We start from the raw sequence: 23,289 nt of genomic DNA, 5'->3' as shown, positions 1-23,289 counted from the left end.
TGAATGAATGACCATTCATAAATCTCCCATTATCCATTATAGTAGATTGCTAGATATCTGTCATTAAATTATGTCGATAAAATTAAAATTTTCAGATAAAATATTTTAATATAAAAAAAGAGCAAGGAATCCCTGCCCCATACTCTTGAAATTAATATATTAGATCAATCAATTCATCTCTGGTAATATTTCCAAAATAATGTTTTACATCTATTCCCTCTAGGGCCTGTGAAATTTTTGCTTTCTCATACTTCACACCTGACAAAAGGTTTTCCACTTCGGACACATCTCCAACACCAAAGAAATCTCCATAAATTTTGCAGTTTTCTATTTTTCCTTTTGTCACATCCAAACGCACATCAATCTGACCTACTGGAAAACGATGCGAGTGCTGAAGGTTGAACTTCGGTGACTTTCCGTAATTCCAATCCCAGTTTTGGTAACGTTCTTTGGAAAGCTCGTGAATGTTTTTCCAATCTTCTTCTGTTAGCTCGTACTTAGGAATATCTTTGGACTTAAAGATTGCCTCCAATAAAAGCTGACGGAACTGTTCAATCTTAATATCTTCTTTTAGAAATTCTTTAATATTTGCCACACGGCTGCGAATTGATTTAATTCCTTTGGATTCTATTTTATCCTTCTTCACATTCAACGCGGAAACGACATGCTCAATCTCAGAATCAAACAACAAAGTACCGTGACTGAACATACGGCCTCTTGTAGAGAACTGCGCGTTCCCGGAAATTTTGCGTCCTTCGGCAAGGATATCATTGCGCCCGCTCATTTCCGCCTCTACTCCAAGACTTTTCAATGCTCCCACAACAGGTGCCGTAAACTTTTTGAAGTTATGAAAGCTTTCTCCGTCATCTTTTGTGATAAAACTGAAGTTCAGGTTTCCATGATCATGATAGACCGCTCCACCACCAGATAATCTACGCACCACATGTATGCCATTGTCCTCGACATATTTTGTATTGATTTCTTCTACACTGTTCTGATTCTTTCCGATGATGATGGAAGGTTCATTGATGTAAAAAAGCAAATAGGTATCTTCAATATCGAGATTTTTAAGGGCATATTCTTCTATCGCCAAGTTGATTCTTGGATCGGTGATTCCTTTATTATCAATAAAAAGCATCATTTCTTTCCACTCTCCCAACTAAATCCTTTATGTGCTAAATCGATTTTTCCTTGGTAGATTGTTGCAGCCTCTTCTACCAACTGCTCTACCTCTCCAAAGTGTGGTAAATGTGTGAGCAATAGTTGAGGCACTTCTGCACCTTGAGCAACTTTAGCCGCATCATGGCTGTTCATATGCCCTGCAGCCTTGCCGTCTTGATGAGCATAAAGGTTACACTCACAAATAAGTAAGTCTGTCCCTTTTGTAAAAGGGATGAATGATTCCTGATAGCTTGTATCTGCCGTGTACACAAACGAACCTTCATCTGTGGAGACCTTCATGGCATAACATGGAACAGGATGAATCGTTTTCAGAAATTCTATTTTGAATGGCCCAACCTCTAATGTTTTAGAAGGATCATATGCAATCCCCTTTGTGTATTCTTTATGATCAAGTGTGGAAAAGCCTTGCATGTCCTCCTGGTGTCCGTAGATAGGAAGCTGCGTTACGGATTTTCCCATATAAAATGAAATAAGTCTCGCAAATTGCAACGGACCTATGTCCGCAACATGATCGTGATGATAATGTGACAGAATCACTGCATCAAGCTCTGTTACCTCTATGTAATTCTGAAGCTGTGCTAATACACCGCTTCCACAATCAATCAATAATTTAAAATTTTCATGCTCGACCAAATACCCAGATGTTGCACTATTAACAGCTGGATATCCTCCCCAAAACCCTACCACAGTAAGCTTCATGGCTAGACATCACCCTTCTATTGGTATCCAAAATCAAGTCTACCATATCCCTGCCCATTTTCCTATTTCAAGGAGTTGTTTTAAAACAGTTGTTGACAGGACAAGTTCTGTTATAATACAATAACAACAAATAAGAAAACGGAGGGTGATAACATGTTGATTAAAAGTACAGAATTTTTCAAAACCTTACCACCTAAAAAATGCGTTGAGTGCAAAAAAACAATGGATGAGCAACACGAGTGCTACGGCAACCATTGTGATGAGTGTATGTCCAGTCAATTAAAATAATATAGAATACAAGCCAGGGAATTTGCTAGATTCATAGCGGGTTCCCTGGTTTTTTTGTTGACCAAGTAAACAATGTGGACTTCTGGCTTGCCCTAACCTCCATTAATCGTCTGTTTGGGTAACCAAAGCACTTTCCTGATTACCCTAATCTCCATTAGGCTCGTGTTGGGGTTATCAAAGCGCATCTCTGTTGACCCCTAACCTCTATTTGGCTCGTATTGGGGTTACCAAAGCGCATCTCTGTTGATTAAGTCTATATAATTGTGTAAAAAGAAAGGCCATTATCAATGTCCGTGTTACAATGTGTTCGACGAAAAACAATCACACACGGAGGCAATGATAATGACCAACATTAATATTACTATAAATTTGGAACAACTTAAAGCCGAGGTAGAAAAAAGCTCTTTAGGATCCCCGGTAAAAGCATCTTTAGCCCTTGTATTGAATTCGCTTATGGAGAAAGAAAGGGACGAATATATTAATGCTCTCTCTCACGAGAGAACGGATGACCGCAGAGGATATCGGAATGGCTACTATGAACGAGAATTAATTACCGGCACTGGCTCACTCACATTAAAGGTTCCCCGAACTCGTGATGGTGAATTTTCAACTTCTGTATTCCAAAAGTATGAGCGATGCGAACAAGCTCTAATTCTTTCTATGATTGAGATGGTTGTAAATGGAGTCTCAACTCGTAAAGTTACCAAGATTGTAGAAGAACTGTGTGGAAAAGGTGTATCTAAATCACTAGTATCTAACCTCACTAAATCATTGGATCCAATAGTTAATGAGTGGAGAAACCGCCCACTAAACACCCTTTATTATCCATACATATATGTTGATGCCATGTATATTAAAGTTCGTGAGAACGATAGGGTTGTTTCAAAAGGAGTACTTATAGCTTGCGGTGTAAACGAAGAAGGACATAGAGAGATTATTGGGTTAAGGGTTACCCATGGGGAATCAGAAGAAAGTTGGTCTAATTTCTTTGATCACCTAAAATCAAGAGGGATACAATCACCTAAGATGGTGATTTCTGATGCACATGCAGGGTTAGTGGCTGCTATAAAAGAATCCTTTTTAGGAACCTCTTGGCAAAGGTGTTGTGTTCATTTTCTTAGGAATATAATGGACTCCTTTCCTAAGAAAAACTCTTCAGAAGCAAAAACAGAACTCAAGGAAATCTTTAGAACATCCAACATTAAATTGAGCCGAGAACTGAAGCGCGACTTTATTGAGAAGTATTACGAAGTAAAAGGGTTTACTAAGGTAATTGAAACGTTGGATGCTGGCTTTGAAGATGCAATGCAGTTTCATTCTCAAAAAGCTGAGCTTCACAAACACTTACGTACAACCAATATGCTAGAAAGAGTAAATAGGGAAATAAGGAGAAGAGAAAGGGTAATTCAAATTTTCCCGAACGATCAATCTGCAATACGTATAATTGGATCTGTACTGATGAAAATGGAGGAAGAATGGAGTAAGTCAAAGTATATACACCATATCTAAGTAAAATAGTTTTTTAATTCCCTAAACGGAATTATGTGAACTGTCACATTAATGTTTGTTAATAAAAAAGCGCTTACAGTGACTGGGCCATAAAAAGGGAAAATTTTACCCCCTAGGGGGTAAAGAATACACCCTAAACCTTTAAGAAGAACAAGACCTGAAAACATAACCCCATAACACATTTAGCATTAGATCTCATTGTAACTATTTTTACACATTAATATGGACTTGACTTCTCTGTTGACCCCTAACCTCCATTTGGCTCGTGTTGGGGTTACCAAAGCGCATCTCTGTTGACCCCTAAACTCTATTTGGCTCGTGTTGGGGTTACCAAAGCGCATCTCTGTTGACCCCTAATCTCTATTTGGCTCGTATTAGGGTAAGCAAAGCGCATCTCTGTTGACCCCTAACCTCTATTACTTAAGTATAGGGGGTACCAAACCACAAATCTGATGACCCCTAACCTCTATTACTTAAGTATAGGGGGTACCAAATCACAAATCTGATGACCCCTAACCTCTATTTAGCGAATATATGGTAAGCAAAATACAAATTTGATACGAAAAACATAATTCAATGTAGTATAAAACAACAAAAAGAGCACTCATCCCCATAAGTGCTCTTTTCTGTATTCTATACGTAAACCCCTTGTTTGACCGTTGATTCCCGAACGATAAGCTCGAGATCGTATTCATATATTTCTTTGTGACGATAGCGTTTGGAACTCACCTTTTCCATCATGACCTGGAAGGCTTTACGTGCCATTTCATCAATCGGCTGATACACGGTTGTGATGGTCGGTTCCACTAGCTCCGTAATAGCCTGATTGTCAAAGCCCACTACTGCAAGATCCTCAGGAATCTTCCAGCCTGAACGCTTTGCCTCTGAAATGATACCGGCTGCCACTTCATCCCCACCTGTGAAAATGGCACTTGGTTTTTCCTTCAACTCTAGAATTTCTTGAAATACCCTTCTCCCATCCTCGATGGTAAAGGCATCACGAAAAGAGAACTCTTCATAAAATTCCACATTGAATTCCGCAAGTGCTTTTTTAAAGCCTGCCTCCCTGCTTTTGGCAACATTGCTTTTATAGCCGCCAGTACAATAGGCAATTTTGCGATGACCAAGTTCCAATAAATGCTTAGTCGATATGTAGCCGCCATATGTCTGATCAAGCCTCACAGACGGTACATCCGCATCTTCTTCAAACTCATTGCACAAAACGATCGGTCCATATTCTAAAAACGGTTCTATTACATTCCAGTCATTTTGTATGGAGGAAAGGATAATCCCGTCCACTTGCTTCGTTTTTAACAAGTTCAAATAATCAAGTTCCTTTTTCTTTGAATACTTTGTCTGACAGATGATGAGCTGGTAGCCGTTTTCGGCCGCAGCCATTTCCATCCGTTCGATCAGTTCACTGAAAAACGGATTCATCACACGAGGTATGAGCAATGCAACCATCTCTGTCTTCTGGCTCCTCAAACTTCTTGCGGATGAATTTGGAACATAACCAAGTTCACTCATTGCATTTGATACAAGTACACGCTTCTTTTCCGATACATACGGGTGGTTATTTATGACACGGGAAACAGTGGTCCTTGATAACCCTGCCAGTTTTGCTACATCTTCTATTGTTGCCACGAGTCTCGCCACCTTAGCTGAAATAATAGGTTAGTAGAATGGTTGAAATCGTTTTCATAACTACTAGTATAAAAGGAAATGTAAGTGTTTTCAATAAAAATTTTACAATTAGTTAAATTAAAGAACAAAATCACTAGCGCGAGCAAAAAATCGGTCCCAAAATCATAATCTCTTGGGACGTTTTCTCGGTTTTCGCATAGTTTTGAAATATTGACCTTGGCCGGATCTTCCTTTTGCGTCCATATTTGACTATTTCAATAAAACCCCTTGTCACCAAGAGCTTCATATTGGCGATGAGGACTTCTCTCCTCCTGATTTCCCGTCACTGATGTCTTCATAACGCCGATGAGAACTTCTCTCCTCCTGATTTCCCGTCACTGATGTCTTCATAACGCCGATGAGAACTTCTCTCCTCCTGATTTCCCGTCACTGATGTCTTCATAACGCCGATGAGGACTTCTCTCCTCCTGATTTCCCGTCACTGATGTCTTCATAACGCCGATGAGGACTTCTCTCCTCCTGATTTCCCGTCACTGATGTCTTCATAACGCCGATGAGGACTTCTCTCCTCCTGATTTCCCGTCACTGATGTCTTCATAACGCCGATGAGGACTTCTCTCCTCCTGATTTCTCGTCAATCATGTCTTCATACGGGCGATGAGGACCTCTCTTTTCCCAATTTCTTGTTACCACCGAAATGTTCATTCCGGCGTCAAGAATTACTCTGAAGACTATCATCAATTCAATTTTTTTATAATCTCCTAAAGAACAAGAAAGACCGCAAATTAATGCGGCCTCCTAAGCTTAATAATCTATTAACTCAACTATGATTTTTCAACTGGGGAATGGTATTGCTTTTTAAATTTATAAACAAAGTATCCCCATGTACCTGCAAGCATACTAAACATGAATCCAGCTAATATCCATACATTTTCCCACATGTACCCAAGATCACCACTCGATATGACTGCTTTGAAGCCGGACACTGAATAAGTCATCGGCAACAGTAAATTGAACGGTTGAAGGGCGTTTGGAATTAGCTCTAACGGGAATGTTCCCGCACTTGTTGTTAATTGCAAAATTAAAATAAGAATGGCAACAAATCTACCTGGGTCTCCTAGTGTCGTTACTAAAAACTGTACAAGTGCAATAAAAGTAAAAGAGGTAACTATGCTAAACAAAATAAATAACCACATGCTCTTCACTTCTACACCTAATCCATAGATCAACACAGCATCAGCTAGTAGTGCTTGCAATATCCCTACAACTGCGAGAACTGCCACTTTACCTGCGAACCATGCAGTCCCTGAGCGAGGCTCACCAGCCGGATTGCGCATTGGATAAACGATGGATAGCAATAAAGCTCCAACAAACAAACCTAAAGATAAGAAATAAGGCGCAAAGCCTGTTCCATAGTTAGGAACCCCGTTCTCCACTTCTGATTTAACTTTAACCGGCTCAGACATCATATTAAAGGTTTTGTCAGTCCCCTTAACGTCCCCGGACTTCTCAGAAGCATCTTTCAATTTCCCCTCTAGTTCATCTGTTCCTTCACCAACTTCATACAAACCGGAGGAGATTTTACTTGAACCTTCTGCAAGCTCTTTTGTACCTTGTTGAAATTGTTTGGATCCCCCGTCAAGCTGTTCCATACCAGTTAAGAGCTGATTAGACCCTTCTGCAAGTTTTTTACTGCCTTCATTTGCGTCACCCAATTTCTCACCAAACTCTGTTAGCCCTTGGTTGAATTCAGTTTGGCCATTAAGAAGTTCTGTGGAACCTTCTGAGAGTTGCTTAGATCCTTTTGCCAATTCTGTCAAACCAGTTTGAAAGTTTAAATGGCCATCTGCAAGCTTTCTGCTATTCTCTGCTAAGGAAGAAGTGCCTGCATTCAATTCCAAAGCTCCCTGTTCAAGAGCCATCAGCCCTTGAGAAAATTCGCCACTTCCATTAATCAATTGTTCAAAATAAGCATTGATTTCTGCTTGCTGTTCTTCACTTGCCTGCTCTATCATTGGTTCAAGTGCTTTTTTCAATTGAATCATTCCTTGATTCAATTGCTTCGCTTTTTCTTGTGCTTGCAAGGCCCCCTCTTCAAGCTTTGAGGTCCCAGCATTTATTTCCTCCGCACCTTCTGCCAAGCTTCCTGCTCCATTCGTGAGTTCTTTTTGAGCAACTTGCAACTGTGACAACCCTTCATTGCTCTTTGCTACACCATCGTTAAGGCTTCCTGCTCCAGCTTGAAGTTGCTCAGATGCTGAGAACAATTTGCCATGACCTTCAAGCAATTGTCCCAAACCATTTGAAAGCTCCTGATTTCCTTTATGGACATCTTTTACACCACCATAAACCTTTCCAACTCCATTTTGGAATACAATCGACTTTTCTGCAGCCTGTTCCAATCCTTTTTTCAGAGCAACAGAACCATCTTGTAACACATGAACGCCATTGTTCAGTTTACTAGTCCCATCTGCAGCATCTTTATATCCGTCGGCCATCTTTTCCAAATTAGCAAACATCGCTTCAGCATAAGTACTTGTCAACTCTTTGGACACTTCTTCTTTTATTTTCTCTACTGCTGTCGATCCAATCTGTGCCGAAAGAAAATTGTAACTCTCATTTGGAACAAATTTCATTTCCAATGAAGAAGGGTTTTCATCTAAGAGTGTAGTAGCACTATTGGAAAAGTCATCAGGAATTTCAATTACCATATAGTATTGCTGTTTGTCCAGCCCTTCGTATGCCATTTCCTTTGATACAAACTCCCATTTAAAACCATCATTTTTCTTCAAATTTTCTTGAAGGTCTTTTCCTATCGTTAATGACTCTCCTTCATACTCAGCACCTTCATCTAAATTGACCACTGCCACCGGGAGTTCATCTAGCTTCTCGTACGGATCCCAAAAAGCCCATAGGAACATTCCGCTATATAATAACGGAATTAATAGTACTGCAATAACAGGAATGAGGACTTTCTTATTTGTAAGTAATTCCTTCCACTCAACTATTACACTTTTCATTTTTTATTACCTCCACATTACATTATGACCGTTTTTGTCATTTAGTCATTTTTTCTCAAAATTTTAAGGATCATCAAGTTGATAATCCTTTGATAAAATATAATTCAAATAGATTGGCAATTTCTTCTTTGGATAATGGGGTGTGATGCTCTTCCCAATCCACAACTAACGCAACATATAGCTTAAGCATCAAAAAGGCTGTTACTTCTGGATCACACTTTCTTAGTTCCCCTTTTTCTATTGCCTTTTCAATTCTTTCTTTAATAAAAGTAATAATCATATGCTCTAGGCGATTAAGTTCATGATTAACTATTTTAGTACCGAGCTCCTTTTCTTCTTGAATCAGTTTGACAGTCAATTGATGTTCATTTCTAAAATCAAGCAAGCTGATAAGGGCCCTGTGAGCATTTTCAAAAAAAGATTGCTCTGTATTGATGGATTGGTCAGCAACTTCCTGCATTTCTCTTAGAATTCCTGCAACAATTTCACTGAAGAGCTCTTCTTTATTAGAATAAAAGGTATAAATCGTCCCTTTTCCAACGTTTGCAAGCTTGGCGACTTGATCCATGGTGGTAGCTTTATATCCAAATAAAGAGAATGATTTTAAAGCTGCCTCAAGGATGCTTTGTTTACGATCCATTTGATGGCTCCTTTCAACAAAATGACTAAATGTCGGTATTGGTCAACGAGTTTTATTATAGAGGCTTTTTTACAAAAAAGCAATATCTAGGTTTAATATTTGAATTATCGCCGCTGTTCCTTTCAGCAAATGGCTTCGATTTCCGCGGGACGGTGCTTGAGCCTCCTCACAACGCTTCAGGGGTCTCAACCTACCGTTACTCTCCCGATTAACCCTTAAATGAATGAAGTCATCTTGTTGATTGGAGTGGAAGGCGCGCAGACGCCCGCGGGAAAATGGACAGGTGAGACCCCGGAAGGTGAAGCCTGAGGAGGCTCACGGACCGCCCGCAGGCAAGCGAAGCGCCTGGAACGGAAATCAACTGTATTATATACTTACAAAAAAAAACGGTTCAGTAGCTTTTATGCTGCAACTGAACCGTTTATTTATACCTGAGCAACAGGTTTGTTTTTTATACTATTTAACACCGCTTTTACAGCTGCTTCACCGGAATCGATGCAGTCAGGCAGCCCGACCCCTTCAAAAGAACTTCCAGCAAGATATACTCCCGGCATCTCTTCTGATAGACGGTCATTCATCTTCTGCAGCATCTTTTTATGTCCGACAGCATATTGTGGCATTGCTTCTCTCCAACGGGTGACAATTGTAAATTCAGGCTCCGCACCGACCTCCATGATTTTGTTCAGGTCATCAAGTACGACTTTCTTTATTTCCTCATCACTTTGATCAACGATTGCTTCCTCTCCCACTCTACCAACATAACAGCGAAGGATTACTTTCCCTTTTGGTGTGGTATGCGGCCACTTTTTATGGGTCCAGGTACACGCTGTAATCGTATAATCATTGTTTCTCGACACGACAAATCCAGTACCGTCAATGTCTTGTTTTAGTGCTGATTCATCAAATGCCATCGCAATGGTCGCAACAGAGGTAGAGGACATCTGTTGCAGTGGAGCAAGATAATCCGCTCCAGGAATCAGGCCAGCTGTAGCATGGTGAGGAGTTGAGACGATCACATTATCACATTGGACGGTTTTACCATTACTTAAAGATAGAGAATATTGGTCCTCTGTTTTCTTTATGGAATCAACTTTCACTGCTTTTAAAATCGTCACTTGATCTAGCTTTTCTTCAAGAGCATCCACTAATGTTTGAAGACCGCCGCGCAATGTCTGGAACATGCCTTTTTTCTTTTGGGCAGGTGCAGGCTTTTGTTTTGGCGTTGTCTGTTTCATCCCCAGGATTAAGCTTCGGTACTTTTCTTCCACCTGTTGGAATTGTGGGAAGGTAGCTTGAAGGCTCAATTTATCGATGTCACCGGCATAAATACCAGATAGTAACGGTTCAATCAAGTTTTCCACTACTTCATCCCCAAGTCTTCTTCGGAAAAAGGAACCAAGTGACTGGTCTTCCCCGCCATTGTTTGAAGCAGGCAGGATAAGGTCTGCTGCTGCACGCATTTTTCCAATCGGGGAAAATAATCCCGTCGTGACAAATGGCAACAGTTTTGTAGGGATACCCATTACAGCCCCTTCTGGCATCGGATGTAGTTGTCCTTTTAGCAGGATGTAGGCTTGACCAGTTGAATTGTGGACTAATTGGTCTTCAAGGCCCACTTCTTTAACCAACCTTCCTGCACTTAGCTTTCTAGCAAGGAAGCTATCTGGTCCGCGTTCAATAGTATAGCCATCACGTCGTACAGTTTGGATCTTTCCTCCAAGTCGGTTGCTTGCTTCTATCAGGGTAATCTCTATATCAAGGTTTTTCTCTTTTTTTTCCTTTTGAAGATAATAGGCAGCAGCTAGGCCGGTAATGCCTCCACCGATGATGACAACCCTTCTTTTCTCCTCGTTCATGGTTTCATCGCCTTCTTTTCTAGATTTACTGAGATACTTTCTTTAATTGTTCCAATACAACTGTAGCCATTGCATCGATAAATTCAGGTTGTGTATTTGGCATTTCCGGACGGTAGTATTTTGCTTCGATTTCATCTGTGACAATTTTACACTCGTAATCATTGTCATATAAGACTTCCAAGTGGTCTGACACAAACCCTACCGGTGTGTATACAAAGGACGTATATCCTTTGTCTTTATGAAGGTCACGGGTGATGTCTTGAACATCCGGCCCTAACCATGGATCTGGTGTGTTTCCTTCACTTTGCCATGCAATCTCGTAGTTCTTGATTCCTGCACCTTTTGCGATAAGGTCTGCCGTTTCTTGCAGCTGATTTGGATATGGGTCTCCCATTTGGATGATTTTTTCAGGAAGGCTGTGTGCTGAAACAATCAGTACTGCTTTTTCACGTTCCTTGTCATCCATTGACCCAAACGTTTCTTTCACTCTATCTACCCAGTACTGGATAAATTTCGGTTCATCATACCAGCTTTCAACAGAAACGATGGATGGGCCACCGATTTTTTCTGCTTCTTCTAGTGCTCGTCCGTTGTAAGATTTAACGCTGAAAGTGGAGAAGTGAGGGGCAAGTACGATACTTACCGCTTCTTTGATTCCATCTGCTTTCATTTGCTGAACGGCATCTTCTACGAATGGTTCGATATGTTTTAAGCCAAGGTACACTTTAAATTCGATGTCGTCTTGGATGTTGTTAAGGTGTTCGCCTAGAGCGTTTGCTTGTTGTTCTGTGATGCGTGCAAGTGGAGAGATTCCACCAATGGCATCATATCTGTCGCGCAGGTCTTGCAACATTTCGTCTGATGGTTTTCTGCCACGACGGATGTGTGTGTAGTATCTTTCTAGGTCTTCTTCTTTATATGGTGTACCGTATGCCATTACCAACAAGCCCATTGTTTTTTTGGACATATAGTTTACCTCTTTTCTTTTCTGGTCTATTAGAATATTTCATGTACTCCTGTAGATTTTCGTTCCGGATGGTCGCTTATCCAGAGGGCGGTGCTTGAGCCTCCTCGCTGCGCTGTGGGGTCTCAAGTCTACCGCTACCTCCCGCCGGAGTCGACCACCCTGCACTACAATCTACAGGTGAATCAGAACTTATTTATTAGAAGAATAGTCATGTACGAATGTTGCTAAACGTTTTAGTGTGTCTGGGTTTACTTGCGGGAATACACCGTGGCCAAGGTTGAAGATATAGCCAGGTTGTTGCATTCCTTGGTCAAGTATTGCTTTTGCTTTCTCTTCGATTACTTCCCATGGTGCTAAAAGGATTGCAGGATCCAAGTTACCTTGAACAGGTTTTGTGATTCCACGCTCTCTTGCTTCTGAGATCGGTAAGCGCCAGTCAAGACCTACAACATCAAGCGGAAGGTCGTGCCATTCGTTGGCTAAGTGGCTTGCACCAACACCGAACATAATTAATGGTACATTTTCTTCTTTTAAAGAAGAGAAGATGCGAGTCATTACTGGTTTAATGAAATAACGGTAGTCTTCTACATTCAATGCTCCAACCCAGCTATCAAAAATTTGAATCGCTTTTGCACCAGCATGGATTTGAGAACGTACATACGTGATAGTCATATCAGCAAGTTTATCCATTAATGCAAACCAAGCTTTCGGTTCTGCATACATGAATGCTTTTGTTTTATTATAATTTTTGGATGGGCCGCCTTCAATCATGTAGGAAGCAAGTGTGAAAGGTGCCCCTGCAAAACCAATTAACGGAACATTCAATTGCTCTGTTGTTAATAGTTTGATTGTATCTAATACATATGGGACGTCCTGTTCAGGATGGATTTCCCCAAGCTTTTCAACATCTTGCATAGAACGGATTGGGTTATCAATGACAGGTCCAATTCCGGATTTTATCTCCACATCTACACCAATTGCAGGAAGGGGACTCATGATGTCCTTATAAAGAATGGCTGCATCCACGTTATACTGATCAACAGGAAGCTTTGTCACATATGCACAGAGCTCAGGTTGATGGGTAATTTCAAATAGAGAATACTTTTCTTTTATTTTTCTGTATTCCGGTTGAGAACGTCCAGCCTGTCTCATATACCATAATGGGACATGTTCTGTCTTCTCTCCTCTACATGCTCGTAAAAATGTATCGTTAAATGTTGTTTGATTCAAAATGATGACCCCTTCCGAATGACTTTTTTCTACTTTTATTTCGTTACACTTCTGTCATGTTACACTATACCTATAAATGTAAGGAAAGTATAGAATGAGGGCATATTGTTCATAAAATAGACGATTATTCCCCCACCTTCATATGTGGTAGTAATATCTCCACTGTCGAACCTACCTTCTCCTCGCTCTGTATCGTCAACTGACCACCGTGGTTTTCAATAATCTTCATGGAAACCATGAGACCGAGGCCTGTGCCTTGTTCTTTTGTTGTAAAGAATGGTTGTCCCACCTTATTGATTACCTCTTCTGGAATACCATTTCCTTCGTCCTTAATCACAAGGTTCACATAACCGTCCACCACTTGCGTATGAATGGTTATCTTTCCACCGTCTGGCATTGCTTCCATGCCATTTTTTATTAAGTTAATAAGTACTTGCTTGATTTGATTTGGTTCACATTCCAACCATATGTATTCTTCAAAGTGAACAACTTCCATGATAACTTGATGGATAAAAGCTTCACTCTCTAGAAAGGTACAAACCTCTTGTATGAGCTCTTTTAAATTTTGCCTTTTAATTTTGATAGCCTGTGGTTTTGCAAGCGCCATAAATTCATTGGTAATTTGGTTGATCCGCTCTAATTCCTTATCCATGATGGTGAAGAATTCTTTTTCTCTGCTTTCTTTAGACAGGAGATGAACGAAGCCTTTTAAGACAGTAACAGGGTTTCTAATTTCATGGGCCACTCCTGCGGCAAGTTCACCGATAACAGAAAGCTTTTCCGACTGCATGAGCGCTTCTTCCGTTCTCTTTTTGTCTGTAATGTCCTTCATCAGAAATACGAACGCTATAATTTCTCCTTCGCTATCCTTTACTGGAGTAAGCGTGATGTTTAGGTCTATATGATTTTCTTCCTTTGTTGCCGTAAGCAGTTCAAATGAGAGTTGCTTCTGCTTCTTTAACTTACTGAGAAAAACCCGTAATGAATTGGCAGATGTGAAAGAAAGAAAACTCGTTTCTGTACCAAGTATATCTTTTCCGTTCACATGGAACATTTTTTCAAATGAGGCATTTACTTTTAAAATAATACCATTTAAATCATATACCCCAATGGAGTCCGTCGTATTATTGAAATATGCTTCTAAATATTCTTTTGTAGACACCAGCTCTAAGGAAGTTTGTTTTTCTTTTTTCTCTGCCTTCTCTAACAAGCTTCCTGTCAGCCTGCTCGAAAAGAGGAGAAAGATCGTAACAAATATGGAAAACAGAATAAAATAAATGACATCCACTTTTAGATGATTGGAAAATACAATGTTGCTATAGTCAATATAAAAGAAAGATAAAGTAATGCAGGTCAAGAAACTAGCAATCAATATTGGCAAAATACGATTATATAAAGAGGACATTATTAATGGCATGGATAAAAAATAAAAATTAATGATGTCTTTATCCAAATAGGCAACTACCCAAAAAGGAATAAAGGATGTACATACAGTGACATACATCCCGACCTTTGCAAGCTTAGGACGCAAAACAAAGAAGGCAACTAAAGCACACCCAAATCCTGCAGTGAGTAAAATGGCAGGAATAATCTCCGGAAAAATAAAAAGGTTTGTTAAAATGTCCAAGATTAACAGGGTAACAAATACCACCAACATCAGCTTATTTTTCTGATGAATGATGTGTCCCTGCTCTTGGTTCAATCTCCTCTCATTTGTCCAGGCTTCCTTTATATCCGTTGCAAAACGTGCTAAAAATGATCCCAATTGTACATTCATCTCCCGCTTCTCCTCAAACAGTGCATTTCATATTTTCTCTTTATCTTTCTAATCAGGTTGTTTCACCTTATCTAAACGTCGGCTTTAATGCCTTTGTTGGTTCGCCTTCTTTTTTGGTTTGGGTGTTGAATGGAACAACGTAATATTCCGGCACATTAAATATGTTGATATTCTTAACGGAGTATTGATGTTCCCCGGTTACTTTTCCAATTAACTTCTCTTTGTCGCCGGAAACGGAATAGATCCTATAGACTATCCGCTCATCCTCCGCTTCACTCCACTCCAAGTCCACCGTAAACAAGCTCAAAGGATGAAATGTCATCGATCCCTTTAATTGAATACTTTCTGGCATAGAGATTGGATTCTCCAAGTCCGTTACTCCAACAGGAACGGAAAATTCTCCATTATCAAGACCTGCATCTCGTAATATATCCTTCAACAATCTTGTAGGATAAGCCCCACCTGCTGTTAAATGCTGCTCTGGAGTGGTTGTATCATACCCCATCCACACTGTTCCGATCACATCTTGCGTATATCCTACAAACCAAGTATCTTTGATGGCATTATCTACTCCGGGATAGTTTGTAGTACCAGTCTTTCCGGCAAGCTCCCCTTGAAGATCTCCTGCTTGTGCGGAACCATCCTGCACAACTCCTTCAAGCATTCGTGTCATATTCCACGCTGTTTGCGGACTGAATACTTTCTTTTCGGCTTTCTTGGCCTTTGCGATCACTTCGCCTTTTCTGGTTCTGATTTCTTTAATAAAATAAGGTTCGACCACCTTCCCATTATTGCCAAAGGATCGATAAGCTTTTGTTAGCTCTAAAGGAGTCACCCCTTCTTGCAACCCTCCAAGGGCAATAGCGAGACCGTTATCAGGGATATCCAGGTCTAATTTTTCAAGATAGCTTTTGCTTTTTTTGATTCCCAACTCATTTAATGCCCATACAGCTGGGGCATTCAAAGAATCTTTAATAGCTTCATACATGGTAACTTCATTTTTATATTGATGATGATAGTTTCTTGGCTTGTAAACTTCCTGCCCATCTTTATAAGAAAGCAATTCATCTTTCAGAAGGCTGTAAGGCTCATATTTCCCTTCTTCCAAAGCTGGAGCATAGACAGCCAAAGGTTTAAAGGTAGAACCAGGTTGTCTTTTTATATTGACCCTGTTGATCCCCTTGGTCACATAATTTCTGCCACCGATAACAGCCATTACGCCACCATTATGCTGATCCATCATAACAAACGCACCCTCGACCTGATCATTGGTGCCGGGGAAATATTGATTGTCTTGAAAACGTTGAAATGCAGCATCCTGAGCGGCGACATTCATCGGGACCAATATTTTATAGCCGCCTCTATGCAATTCCTCCGGAGTTAAGCCATATTTGTCTTCAGCTTCTTCCATCACCATATCGATATACGTTAAATAAGCCTGTTTTTCTGGTGATTCCACAACATCTAGGCCCAATGTTTTACCCATTAATCCGACAGCTTCTTCCGCCTCTAAATAGCCTTGGTCTTCCATAAGGTGCAAGATGAGATCTCGTCTTTCTTTCGCTTCCTCCGGATGATTAATGGGAGAGTATCCGTTAGGAGCCTTAGGAAGTGCTGCCAACAAAGCCCCTTGCTCTATCGTCAAGTCTTCTACATTCTTATTAAAATAAAGCTGTGATGCCGCTTGGACGCCATATGCACCATGCCCAAAATATATTTGATTTAAATACATTTCCAAGATTTCATTCTTCGTGTACCTACGTTCAAGATTTATAGCTATAACAGCTTCTTTTGTTTTTCGGAGCCATGATTTTTCATTGGTTAAGAAAATGTTTTTAGCCAGCTGCTGAGTGAGAGTGCTTCCCCCCTCCACCTTGCTTCTTGCCAGAATATCACGGTAAACGGCTCTTCCAATCGCTCGAACATCAATCCCTCTATGTTCGTAAAAGCGGTTATCTTCTACTGCCACAAACGCCTCTCTGACGTGTGTAGGAATCTGGTTTATCTCTACAATTTCCCTATTTTCAAAAAAAAGCGAGGCTATTTCATTTCCGTTTTCATCCACCATGGTTGTTGTAGAATCCATAATCAATTTCTTTTCATCTATGACATAGTCTCCTATAAAAATAATAAAGATATAACCTATTAGGCCTATAGAAGCAATACATGTTAAAATAAATGGAAAAAGGAAGTACTTTTTTGACAAGATTGCTTTGATGTTTGGTAGCTTCATTTGGGATAATTTATTTCTCTTAAATCTTTCCAAAGTGGTTTACCTCCTCCTATGTACCGGGAATAATCATCTAGTAAGGTTAAATTGAAAGGTTGTCCACCCTATATTCTACCTTATTCTACATATTTTTTCTCGGGTTTCCCTTATTTTGTAATTATAATGTCGATATTAAACATGAAGGAGAGATAGAAGATGAATTTTTATATGACATTCGGTACCACTGATTATTTAAACGATGTGAAAAATAGTTTGGAAAGTGGAGAAAGCCTGCTGATGTTTGGAGAGGACAATGCGGTTCTTATGCATGAAACGGTTGATCAGTCCAGCTTCAAATCAGGAAAGAATTTTGAAGTGCTTGATTCCAATGGTGAACTGACAAAAGGGAAGTTTGCCGTATTGAATAATATTCCAGTAACAGATGAGGGACGTCCTGTCTTTGAATATCGTTTCAGCCAAAGAGCAGGATTAATTGAGAATGAACCTGGATTCGCAGCAATCCGCGTACTTCGTCCAGTAGGTTCTGATACTTATGTTATTTTAACACTTTGGGAAGATGTAAAATACTTCAAGCAATGGCAAGAATCCAAAGCTTACGATAAAGCTCATGAAAAACGTGGAACTTCAGAAGGTGTCGATCAGAAACAACAGATTTTCCCCCGTCCTTCTTATGTAACAACTTACTATGCAGAGAAAACTGAACAAGACTAAAACGATTGCACAGCAAAACCCGCCCTTCAAAAAGAGCGGGTTTTCGTTTGCTTTACTTTTTCTCACGGAGCACTCCATGCCTATTAGCATATATCGCTGCTTGCGTTCTGTCGGCAACCTGCAGCTTACTTAATATATTGCTGACATGGGTTTTGACCGTCTTGATTCCAATAAATAGTTCCTCACTGATTTCCTGATTCGTCAAACCGTCCCCAAGGCACATAAGAACTTCTAATTCCCGGTCAGTTAAGTCATCATGCGGCAATTTGGATGGCGACCGGAATCTATTCATCATCTTGCTTGCAACTTTTGGTTCAATAACAGGCTCATTTTGTATAGCTTTTTCAATCGCTTTAATAATGTCTTCCGCCCTTGCCGTCTTCAACAGGTAGCTATACGCCCCAGCTTCAATGGCTGGAAAGACCTGTTCATCATCAAAATAGCTGGTGATAATGATGATTTTACAAGTTGGGTGAAATTTTATAATTTCCCTGGTAGCTTCAATCCCCGTACCATTTTCCATCAGTAAGTCCATCAAGATAACATCAGGTTTTTCTTTTCTAGCAAGTTCGATTGCTGCCTGTCCGCTAGAACCCTCCCCGACGATTTCTATCCCGGGTTCCGTTATTAAGTAGGCCAATAATCCCTTTCGAACCATATCATGATCATCAACTACTACCACTCTAATTCTATCCATCTAGTTTTCCCCCTCTCGTATCGGAATATGGATTTCAATATGTGTTCCTTCCCCTTCTTTAGATCGGATATGGAACTGTCCCCCTATTTCTTCACAACGTTCTCTCATCGTATGAAGACCAAAGGAAGCTTGTTTTTGATGATTTATTTCAAAGCCTTTACCGTTGTCACTAATAAATATGTATACATACTGATTTCCCTTTTGATGCATGTCCAACTTAACGATTGTGGCATCAGCATGTCTTAAAATATTGGATATCGCCTCTTGGATAATTCGGAAAAGGTGATCTTCTGTTGCACTTGAAAGAGCCGTAATTTCTTGAATATCTTTTTGAAACTTAATGGGAGTTCGGTCCTCTAACTCTTCCAATAACTTGTTAATCCCAACGCACAGCGTATCATTTGTCAAAGAGACCGGTCTTAAATGAAGAAGCAAGGCTCTCATTTCTCCTTGAGCTTGGGCAGCGATAGTTGCGATATCTGTCAGTTGCTTTTTGGCCTCTTGCGGATAGGAGTCAAACATTCGAATGGAAGCCGAAGACATGATGCTTAATGCGAACAGCTGCTGACTTACTGAGTCGTGGAGCTCCCTTGCCAGACGTTGCCTCTCTTCAATAGTTGCAGCATTATGGGCTTTCATTGCCAATTCATTCTTTTCTTCAGCCAGTTTTTGCAACGACCTTACTTGATTCAGAATTTTTATCGCAAGCTGATTGATATCTTCTGCTAATCTACCCAATTCATCTTTTTGCCAAACTGCTATTCTTTCAGAAAATTTCCCTCTACCCAATGTTGCAATATAGGTGGAAATATCCTCCACTCTTTTTTTCATATAACCGCTTTGCTTATAGCCGAAATATAAACTTGTAATGGATAGAATCATAAAGGCCACAACCGTCAACAACATACTCCATTGAACATTGATGACTAACCCATCCGGATAGAAAAGCAGAACAACCTGGAGAAACAGGAAAAAAAGAAACGCAGATACAACCGATACAACCATAAAAGAACGGATATACCAAAATCGTAAACTCTCAATTTTCCTCCCCTTATTAGACCCGATCAATTCGAACATCCCCTATTTTCATATCCAGTATAATATTGAGCTTTCTAGAAGCCTCATTGTAATTTTCGGATTCATAGTAAAGTTTGTTTCCTTTCCCTTCTGAAGTGTTCCCCAAAATATTCAAATGCCCGATTTTAACTTTAGCCGACACTTTAATTGGAAGATCTTCCGGTACAAGCATTTTTAAATCCGCGACAACTCCCTTGATTTGAATACATGTTTCTTTGTCTGGTATATAGGCCTTACTAAAGTCAAAATAATAGTCCCCCACTACATTCCAAACAGACAATGGCTCTACTGCCCAATTTTGCTTATTCATTTTCATATCGCCGATTGTTATAACACGTTTTGTACTATTTCCTTTCCAATTAACATCTTCATCGGACTCGTCATAGGTATCGAATACATCATTGAACTGCTCACTTTCCTTTGTAAACCGAATTTTTACTGGACGCTTATTCACGAACAATTTCATCCCAAAATAAACGATTAAAAGCGGCCACAGTTTCCAGAACATATGAAACTGAAATTCGATATAGCCAACACGATCAATTAACAACAAGCCACCAAAAGCTAGGAGAAATAAACTTAAAAAAAGCGCTCGTTTATGAAAAAATAATGTATCTATTAATAATTTAAGCCCGAAAAGTACAATTAGCACCGGATAATAGGTGACAAAATACGCTTTTATTTCCAAGGAAATGACACCAATGTTGACAAGCAACAACATGATTCCTATAAAAACAAAGATAATTGCCATGATTTTTTGATTAAATGTTTTCATCTGATATCCTAAAGCCCCCCTTCCTGTATATTTGACACGGATGAGATTAAAACCTTTTTATATAATTCTATTTTACGTTTTATCTTTCTAAAAGGCCCCTATCTACAGCCAGTTTCTATCTCCGCCTTGAGACTGAATTGAAGATAAAAAAGCAATGAGCCGGAGCTACATTGCTTTCTTCTTTGGACGTAACGATTGAATCCATTCATACAACAATACTCCTAGGATCAAGCATATATATCCTGCTGCATAGCCTGCAAAAACATCGGAAGGATAATGGTAATTTAAAAACACTCTGCTTGTACCAAGAAGCGCGATAAAGATTACCCCAAATATCGCAATCATCATACGCATTCCATTTTGTTTTGTATAGGCCAATGCAAAGTATAATAATAAGCCATAGAAAAATAACCCGACCATCGCATGACCACTTGGAAAACTGAGACTTTCCGCTCCTGGGCCTGTCATCGGTCTTTCGCGCCCTGTGAAGTCTTTCAACCATTTGTTAAGTTCATTGACGATTATGACGCCTCCAACGATTATTCCCATCGCTGCGTAATCCCTTTGTTTCCACCAAATCAGCATGATGGATAGTAACATAATGATAATGACTCCGGTTTTATCCCCAAGCATCGTAAATAAGTGAAAAAAACTAATTAGCACATCTGCTTCCCATCCATTTACCATGCTGCGAATGGATTCATCAAAACCGATTGTATGTTCATTCATAATTTGTTGGAAGGACCATATAAAAAAGCCACCACATAAAATAAATAGGATCAATCTTCTCCATTTACTAGTTTGTTTTTCTTTGACCAGCCTCTTGCCTAATTCTGCTTCCATGTTTCACGTCTCCTCTTCTTACAATTTCCAATTACTATTTTACTAAATTTGTGAAAGTTATGACTATTATTTTTTCGAATAGTCATATAGAATACTATATTAAATAAAAGGATTGATAATTTATTTTAGAAATGGGGAGAGGCACTTGTTAGATAAGCTGAATGAACTTCTAGAAAGTCGTTACGATGAAATGGTTGAGATTAGACGTTATTTGCACCAATTCCCTGAATTATCTTTTAAAGAATTCCATACGGCCGCTTACATAGCAGAGTTTTATGAAAATCTAGGAATCGCTCACCAAACAAACGTTGGCGGAAACGGTATAGTTGCCAAGATTGCCGGAGCGAAACCAGGGAAAACAGTAGCCCTGCGTGCCGATTTCGATGCACTTCCAATTCAGGATGAAAAAGAAGTGGCATACAAATCAAAAGTTCCAGGAGTCATGCATGCTTGTGGACATGACGGTCATACCGCAACATTACTTGTACTCGCTAAATGTTTAAACGAACTCAAAGAGGACCTTGAAGGAAATGTCGTTTTGATTCATCAACATGCAGAAGAATATGCACCAGGTGGAGCAGTGGCAATGATCAATGATGGTTGCTTAGAAGGAGTCGATGTCATTTTCGGCACCCATTTATGGGCCGGTACGGAAGTTGGTAAAATTCAATACCGAGTAGGACCTGTGATGGCTGCTGCCGATCGCTTCTCCATTAAAGTCCAAGGTTCCGGTGGCCACGGTGCACAACCACACAAAACAAAAGATGCTGTTGTCACGGCCTCTCAATTGGTCCTAAACCTTCAACAGATTGTAAGCAGACGTGTGAATCCTGTTGATCCGGCAGTAATTTCGGTTGGTACGTTTGTCGCTGAAAACGCCTTTAATATCATTGCAGATTCCGCTTATTTAGAAGGAACAGTGCGAACATTCAATGATGATGTCCGCGATATGATTGAAGAAGAAATAGACGTTGTCGCATCTTCTACATGCGCACTTAACGGCTCTACCTACGAATACAACTTCCACAGAGGTTACCCTGCTGTCGTCAACCATAAAGACGAGACAGACTATCTTGTTAGCGTCGCCGCTGACGTAAAAGATGTGGAAACTTTGGAAGAAACACCTCCACATATGGGCGGGGAAGATTATTCATACTATTTAAGACATGTGAAGGGGACTTTCTTCTTTACCGGCGCAAAGCCAGAAGGTGTGGAAGTGGCTTATCCTCACCACCATCCTAAGTTTGATATTAATGAAAAGTCACTACTGATTGCCGCTAAAACACTCGGAGCTGCAACTGTCCTGTATCATCAATATGAAAAAGGGAAACTCATCCCTACTCATCAATAAATGGGGAAGAAACCTTAAAAACCGTCAGGCTCTATACTTGAGCCTGACGGTTTTTATATATTGATGCCTTTTTCTTTAAACATTCTTAACCGATAACAGTTTATCGCCGTCGTCCCCAATTGATCCAGAAAGTTGTAGTTTGCATACGCTCCAACTACCGCCCCAACTCCTGGAATCATCTGTAGCATTTTGATTAAATCAATGTGGTCTCTGTATTCTTGTTGAAATGCCTTCCAATCAAGCTCCTTTGCTTCCTCCTTGTGTTCTTCCCAATTTTCTATATACCTTAACACTTCTTTTCGCCTGGAATCGCTAGAGAAGGCCAACTGAAAAATGTATAGGATGAATACTCTCTCTTCATAATTTTTCGTATTGAAACCGTAGATGGCAGCCACTTCAAATAGAAATTTCATTTTAATCGACAAGAGTAAAGGAAAATCAGCCAGACCAAGGAGTATTCCCCCCGCACCTGTGCCTGCCCCCTCCACTGCCGCTGTTTTTTTATACACATTTAATTTCTCTTGTATCCACTTTTCCTTTTCTTCTAATGACATAACAACATGTCCATCGTTCATCTTGGTTGTCATATTGCTCCCAACTAGTGTCCCTTGTACCATCTTTTTAATGCTCTCTGTCATGATAGTGTGGACTTTTTCTGGTATGATGGCATTCACCTTATTTTGCGCACCCTTCGAAAAGCGCTGAAACATCGTGGACTTCTTTGCCACCTGCATTTTCCACCTTCTAGTTTCATCCATTACCTTTTCTTCATACAAAGAAAACACTCCTCACC

The 23,289-nt window shown here is 40.0% G+C and carries 20 protein-coding genes; 4 read left to right on the top strand and 16 right to left on the bottom strand.

Annotated features, from left to right (window positions below):
* Positions 1 to 151: 151 nt before the first annotated feature.
* Positions 152 to 1,138 (bottom strand): lipoate--protein ligase, encoded by a 987-nt coding sequence (gene lplA, locus B4U37_RS06540; protein ID WP_088020184.1) that lies wholly within the window; start codon positions 1,136 to 1,138, stop codon positions 152 to 154.
* Entirely contained in the window at positions 1,138 to 1,881 is a 744-nt protein-coding gene (locus B4U37_RS06535) for an MBL fold metallo-hydrolase (protein ID WP_088017576.1), read from the bottom strand. Before B4U37_RS06535 ends, lplA begins: the two co-directional genes overlap by 1 nt.
* Positions 1,882 to 2,034: 153 nt before the next feature.
* Here B4U37_RS06535 and yhfH point away from each other — a divergent pair, with 153 nt between their 5' ends.
* Positions 2,035 to 2,169, top strand: coding sequence for a protein YhfH (gene yhfH, locus B4U37_RS06530; RefSeq protein ID WP_082380846.1), 135 nt, complete (start codon positions 2,035 to 2,037; stop codon positions 2,167 to 2,169).
* Between the two features lie 342 nt (positions 2,170 to 2,511).
* The gene (locus B4U37_RS06525; RefSeq protein WP_088016864.1) at positions 2,512 to 3,678 is read left to right on the top strand and encodes an IS256 family transposase; all 1,167 of its coding nucleotides are present in this window, start codon (positions 2,512 to 2,514) and stop codon (positions 3,676 to 3,678) included.
* Positions 3,679 to 4,311: 633 nt separating this feature from the next.
* On the opposite strand, the gene B4U37_RS06520 is transcribed toward B4U37_RS06525, so the two are convergent.
* The 9 genes from B4U37_RS06520 to B4U37_RS06485 form a co-directional block, all read right to left on the bottom strand.
* Positions 4,312 to 5,322 carry a LacI family DNA-binding transcriptional regulator gene (locus B4U37_RS06520; RefSeq protein WP_088017575.1) on the bottom strand — a complete coding sequence of 337 codons (1,011 nt, stop codon included), beginning with the start codon at positions 5,320 to 5,322 and terminating at the stop codon, positions 4,312 to 4,314.
* A 594-nt stretch (positions 5,323 to 5,916) separates the two neighbouring features.
* Positions 5,917 to 6,060 (bottom strand): hypothetical protein, encoded by a 144-nt coding sequence (locus B4U37_RS21900; protein WP_157663729.1) that lies wholly within the window; start codon positions 6,058 to 6,060, stop codon positions 5,917 to 5,919.
* An 86-nt stretch (positions 6,061 to 6,146) separates the two neighbouring features.
* The gene (locus tag B4U37_RS06515) at positions 6,147 to 8,342 is read right to left on the bottom strand and encodes a YhgE/Pip domain-containing protein (protein ID WP_088017574.1); all 2,196 of its coding nucleotides are present in this window, start codon (positions 8,340 to 8,342) and stop codon (positions 6,147 to 6,149) included.
* A gap of 73 nt (positions 8,343 to 8,415) precedes the next feature.
* The gene (locus tag B4U37_RS06510) at positions 8,416 to 8,982 is read right to left on the bottom strand and encodes a TetR/AcrR family transcriptional regulator (RefSeq protein ID WP_088017573.1); all 567 of its coding nucleotides are present in this window, start codon (positions 8,980 to 8,982) and stop codon (positions 8,416 to 8,418) included.
* A gap of 425 nt (positions 8,983 to 9,407) precedes the next feature.
* Entirely contained in the window at positions 9,408 to 10,838 is a 1,431-nt protein-coding gene (hemY, locus tag B4U37_RS06505; RefSeq protein ID WP_088017572.1) for a protoporphyrinogen oxidase, read from the bottom strand.
* Positions 10,839 to 10,863: 25 nt separating this feature from the next.
* A complete protein-coding gene (gene hemH, locus B4U37_RS06500; protein ID WP_088017571.1) occupies positions 10,864 to 11,805 on the bottom strand; it encodes a ferrochelatase in 942 nt (313 codons plus the stop codon).
* Between the two features lie 189 nt (positions 11,806 to 11,994).
* A complete protein-coding gene (gene hemE / locus B4U37_RS06495; protein WP_088017570.1) occupies positions 11,995 to 13,035 on the bottom strand; it encodes a uroporphyrinogen decarboxylase in 1,041 nt (346 codons plus the stop codon).
* Between the two features lie 124 nt (positions 13,036 to 13,159).
* Positions 13,160 to 14,812 (bottom strand): ATP-binding protein, encoded by a 1,653-nt coding sequence (locus tag B4U37_RS06490; protein WP_088017569.1) that lies wholly within the window; start codon positions 14,810 to 14,812, stop codon positions 13,160 to 13,162.
* A 67-nt stretch (positions 14,813 to 14,879) separates the two neighbouring features.
* Positions 14,880 to 17,030, bottom strand: a complete 2,151-nt coding sequence (locus tag B4U37_RS06485) for a transglycosylase domain-containing protein (protein WP_425329161.1) — start codon at positions 17,028 to 17,030, stop codon at positions 14,880 to 14,882.
* A gap of 207 nt (positions 17,031 to 17,237) precedes the next feature.
* Here B4U37_RS06485 and B4U37_RS06480 point away from each other — a divergent pair, with 207 nt between their 5' ends.
* Positions 17,238 to 17,753, top strand: a complete 516-nt coding sequence (locus tag B4U37_RS06480; protein ID WP_088017567.1) for an antibiotic biosynthesis monooxygenase family protein — start codon at positions 17,238 to 17,240, stop codon at positions 17,751 to 17,753.
* Positions 17,754 to 17,805: 52 nt separating this feature from the next.
* Here the strand turns inward: B4U37_RS06480 and B4U37_RS06475 are convergent, their stop codons facing one another.
* From B4U37_RS06475 to B4U37_RS06460, 4 genes are all read right to left on the bottom strand, one after another.
* Positions 17,806 to 18,450: a response regulator gene (locus tag B4U37_RS06475; protein WP_088017566.1), complete on the bottom strand. Its 645-nt coding sequence runs from the start codon at positions 18,448 to 18,450 to the stop codon at positions 17,806 to 17,808.
* Positions 18,451 to 19,527: a HAMP domain-containing sensor histidine kinase gene (locus B4U37_RS06470; protein WP_245840064.1), complete on the bottom strand. Its 1,077-nt coding sequence runs from the start codon at positions 19,525 to 19,527 to the stop codon at positions 18,451 to 18,453.
* Positions 19,505 to 20,302: a cell wall-active antibiotics response protein LiaF gene (gene liaF / locus B4U37_RS06465; RefSeq protein WP_244951485.1), complete on the bottom strand. Its 798-nt coding sequence runs from the start codon at positions 20,300 to 20,302 to the stop codon at positions 19,505 to 19,507. The genes B4U37_RS06470 and liaF overlap by 23 nt, the downstream gene beginning before the upstream one ends.
* A gap of 165 nt (positions 20,303 to 20,467) precedes the next feature.
* A complete protein-coding gene (locus tag B4U37_RS06460; protein WP_088017564.1) occupies positions 20,468 to 21,145 on the bottom strand; it encodes a phosphatase PAP2 family protein in 678 nt (225 codons plus the stop codon).
* A gap of 145 nt (positions 21,146 to 21,290) precedes the next feature.
* On the opposite strand from B4U37_RS06460, the gene B4U37_RS06455 reads away from it, so the two are divergent.
* Positions 21,291 to 22,496, top strand: a complete 1,206-nt coding sequence (locus B4U37_RS06455) for a M20 family metallopeptidase (RefSeq protein WP_088017563.1) — start codon at positions 21,291 to 21,293, stop codon at positions 22,494 to 22,496.
* Positions 22,497 to 22,549: 53 nt separating this feature from the next.
* Here B4U37_RS06455 and B4U37_RS06450 read toward each other — a convergent pair whose 3' ends face one another.
* Entirely contained in the window at positions 22,550 to 23,272 is a 723-nt protein-coding gene (locus B4U37_RS06450) for an EcsC family protein (protein WP_280524587.1), read from the bottom strand.
* Positions 23,273 to 23,289 lie beyond the last annotated feature (17 nt).

It is taken from the genome of Sutcliffiella horikoshii, assembly GCF_002157855.1.
Lineage (GTDB): Bacteria > Bacillota > Bacilli > Bacillales > Bacillaceae_I > Sutcliffiella_A > Sutcliffiella_A horikoshii_C.
The sequence above is the reverse complement of the archived record's forward strand: the minus strand, read 5'-3'. Positions and strand labels throughout refer to the sequence as shown.

Bases quoted from the DNA above. Each gene is read 5' to 3' on its own strand.
- lplA (WP_088020184.1), bottom strand. From the start codon at position 1,138: ATGCTTTTTATTGATAATAAAGGAATCACCGATCCAAGAATCAACTTG.
- B4U37_RS06535 (WP_088017576.1), bottom strand. From the start codon at position 1,881: ATGAAGCTTACTGTGGTAGGGTTTTGGGGAGGATATCCAGCTGTTAAT.
- yhfH (WP_082380846.1), top strand. From the start codon at position 2,035: ATGTTGATTAAAAGTACAGAATTTTTCAAAACCTTACCACCTAAAAAA.
- B4U37_RS06525 (WP_088016864.1), top strand. From the start codon at position 2,512: ATGACCAACATTAATATTACTATAAATTTGGAACAACTTAAAGCCGAG.
- B4U37_RS21900 (WP_157663729.1), bottom strand. From the start codon at position 6,060: ATGATAGTCTTCAGAGTAATTCTTGACGCCGGAATGAACATTTCGGTG.
- B4U37_RS06515 (WP_088017574.1), bottom strand. From the start codon at position 8,342: ATGAAAAGTGTAATAGTTGAGTGGAAGGAATTACTTACAAATAAGAAA.
- B4U37_RS06510 (WP_088017573.1), bottom strand. From the start codon at position 8,982: ATGGATCGTAAACAAAGCATCCTTGAGGCAGCTTTAAAATCATTCTCT.
- hemY (WP_088017572.1), bottom strand. From the start codon at position 10,838: ATGAACGAGGAGAAAAGAAGGGTTGTCATCATCGGTGGAGGCATTACC.
- hemH (WP_088017571.1), bottom strand. From the start codon at position 11,805: ATGTCCAAAAAAACAATGGGCTTGTTGGTAATGGCATACGGTACACCA.
- B4U37_RS06490 (WP_088017569.1), bottom strand. From the start codon at position 14,812: ATGAATGTACAATTGGGATCATTTTTAGCACGTTTTGCAACGGATATA.
- B4U37_RS06480 (WP_088017567.1), top strand. From the start codon at position 17,238: ATGAATTTTTATATGACATTCGGTACCACTGATTATTTAAACGATGTG.
- B4U37_RS06475 (WP_088017566.1), bottom strand. From the start codon at position 18,450: ATGGATAGAATTAGAGTGGTAGTAGTTGATGATCATGATATGGTTCGA.
- B4U37_RS06470 (WP_245840064.1), bottom strand. From the start codon at position 19,527: ATGTTCGAATTGATCGGGTCTAATAAGGGGAGGAAAATTGAGAGTTTA.
- liaF (WP_244951485.1), bottom strand. From the start codon at position 20,302: ATGAAAACATTTAATCAAAAAATCATGGCAATTATCTTTGTTTTTATA.
- B4U37_RS06460 (WP_088017564.1), bottom strand. From the start codon at position 21,145: ATGGAAGCAGAATTAGGCAAGAGGCTGGTCAAAGAAAAACAAACTAGT.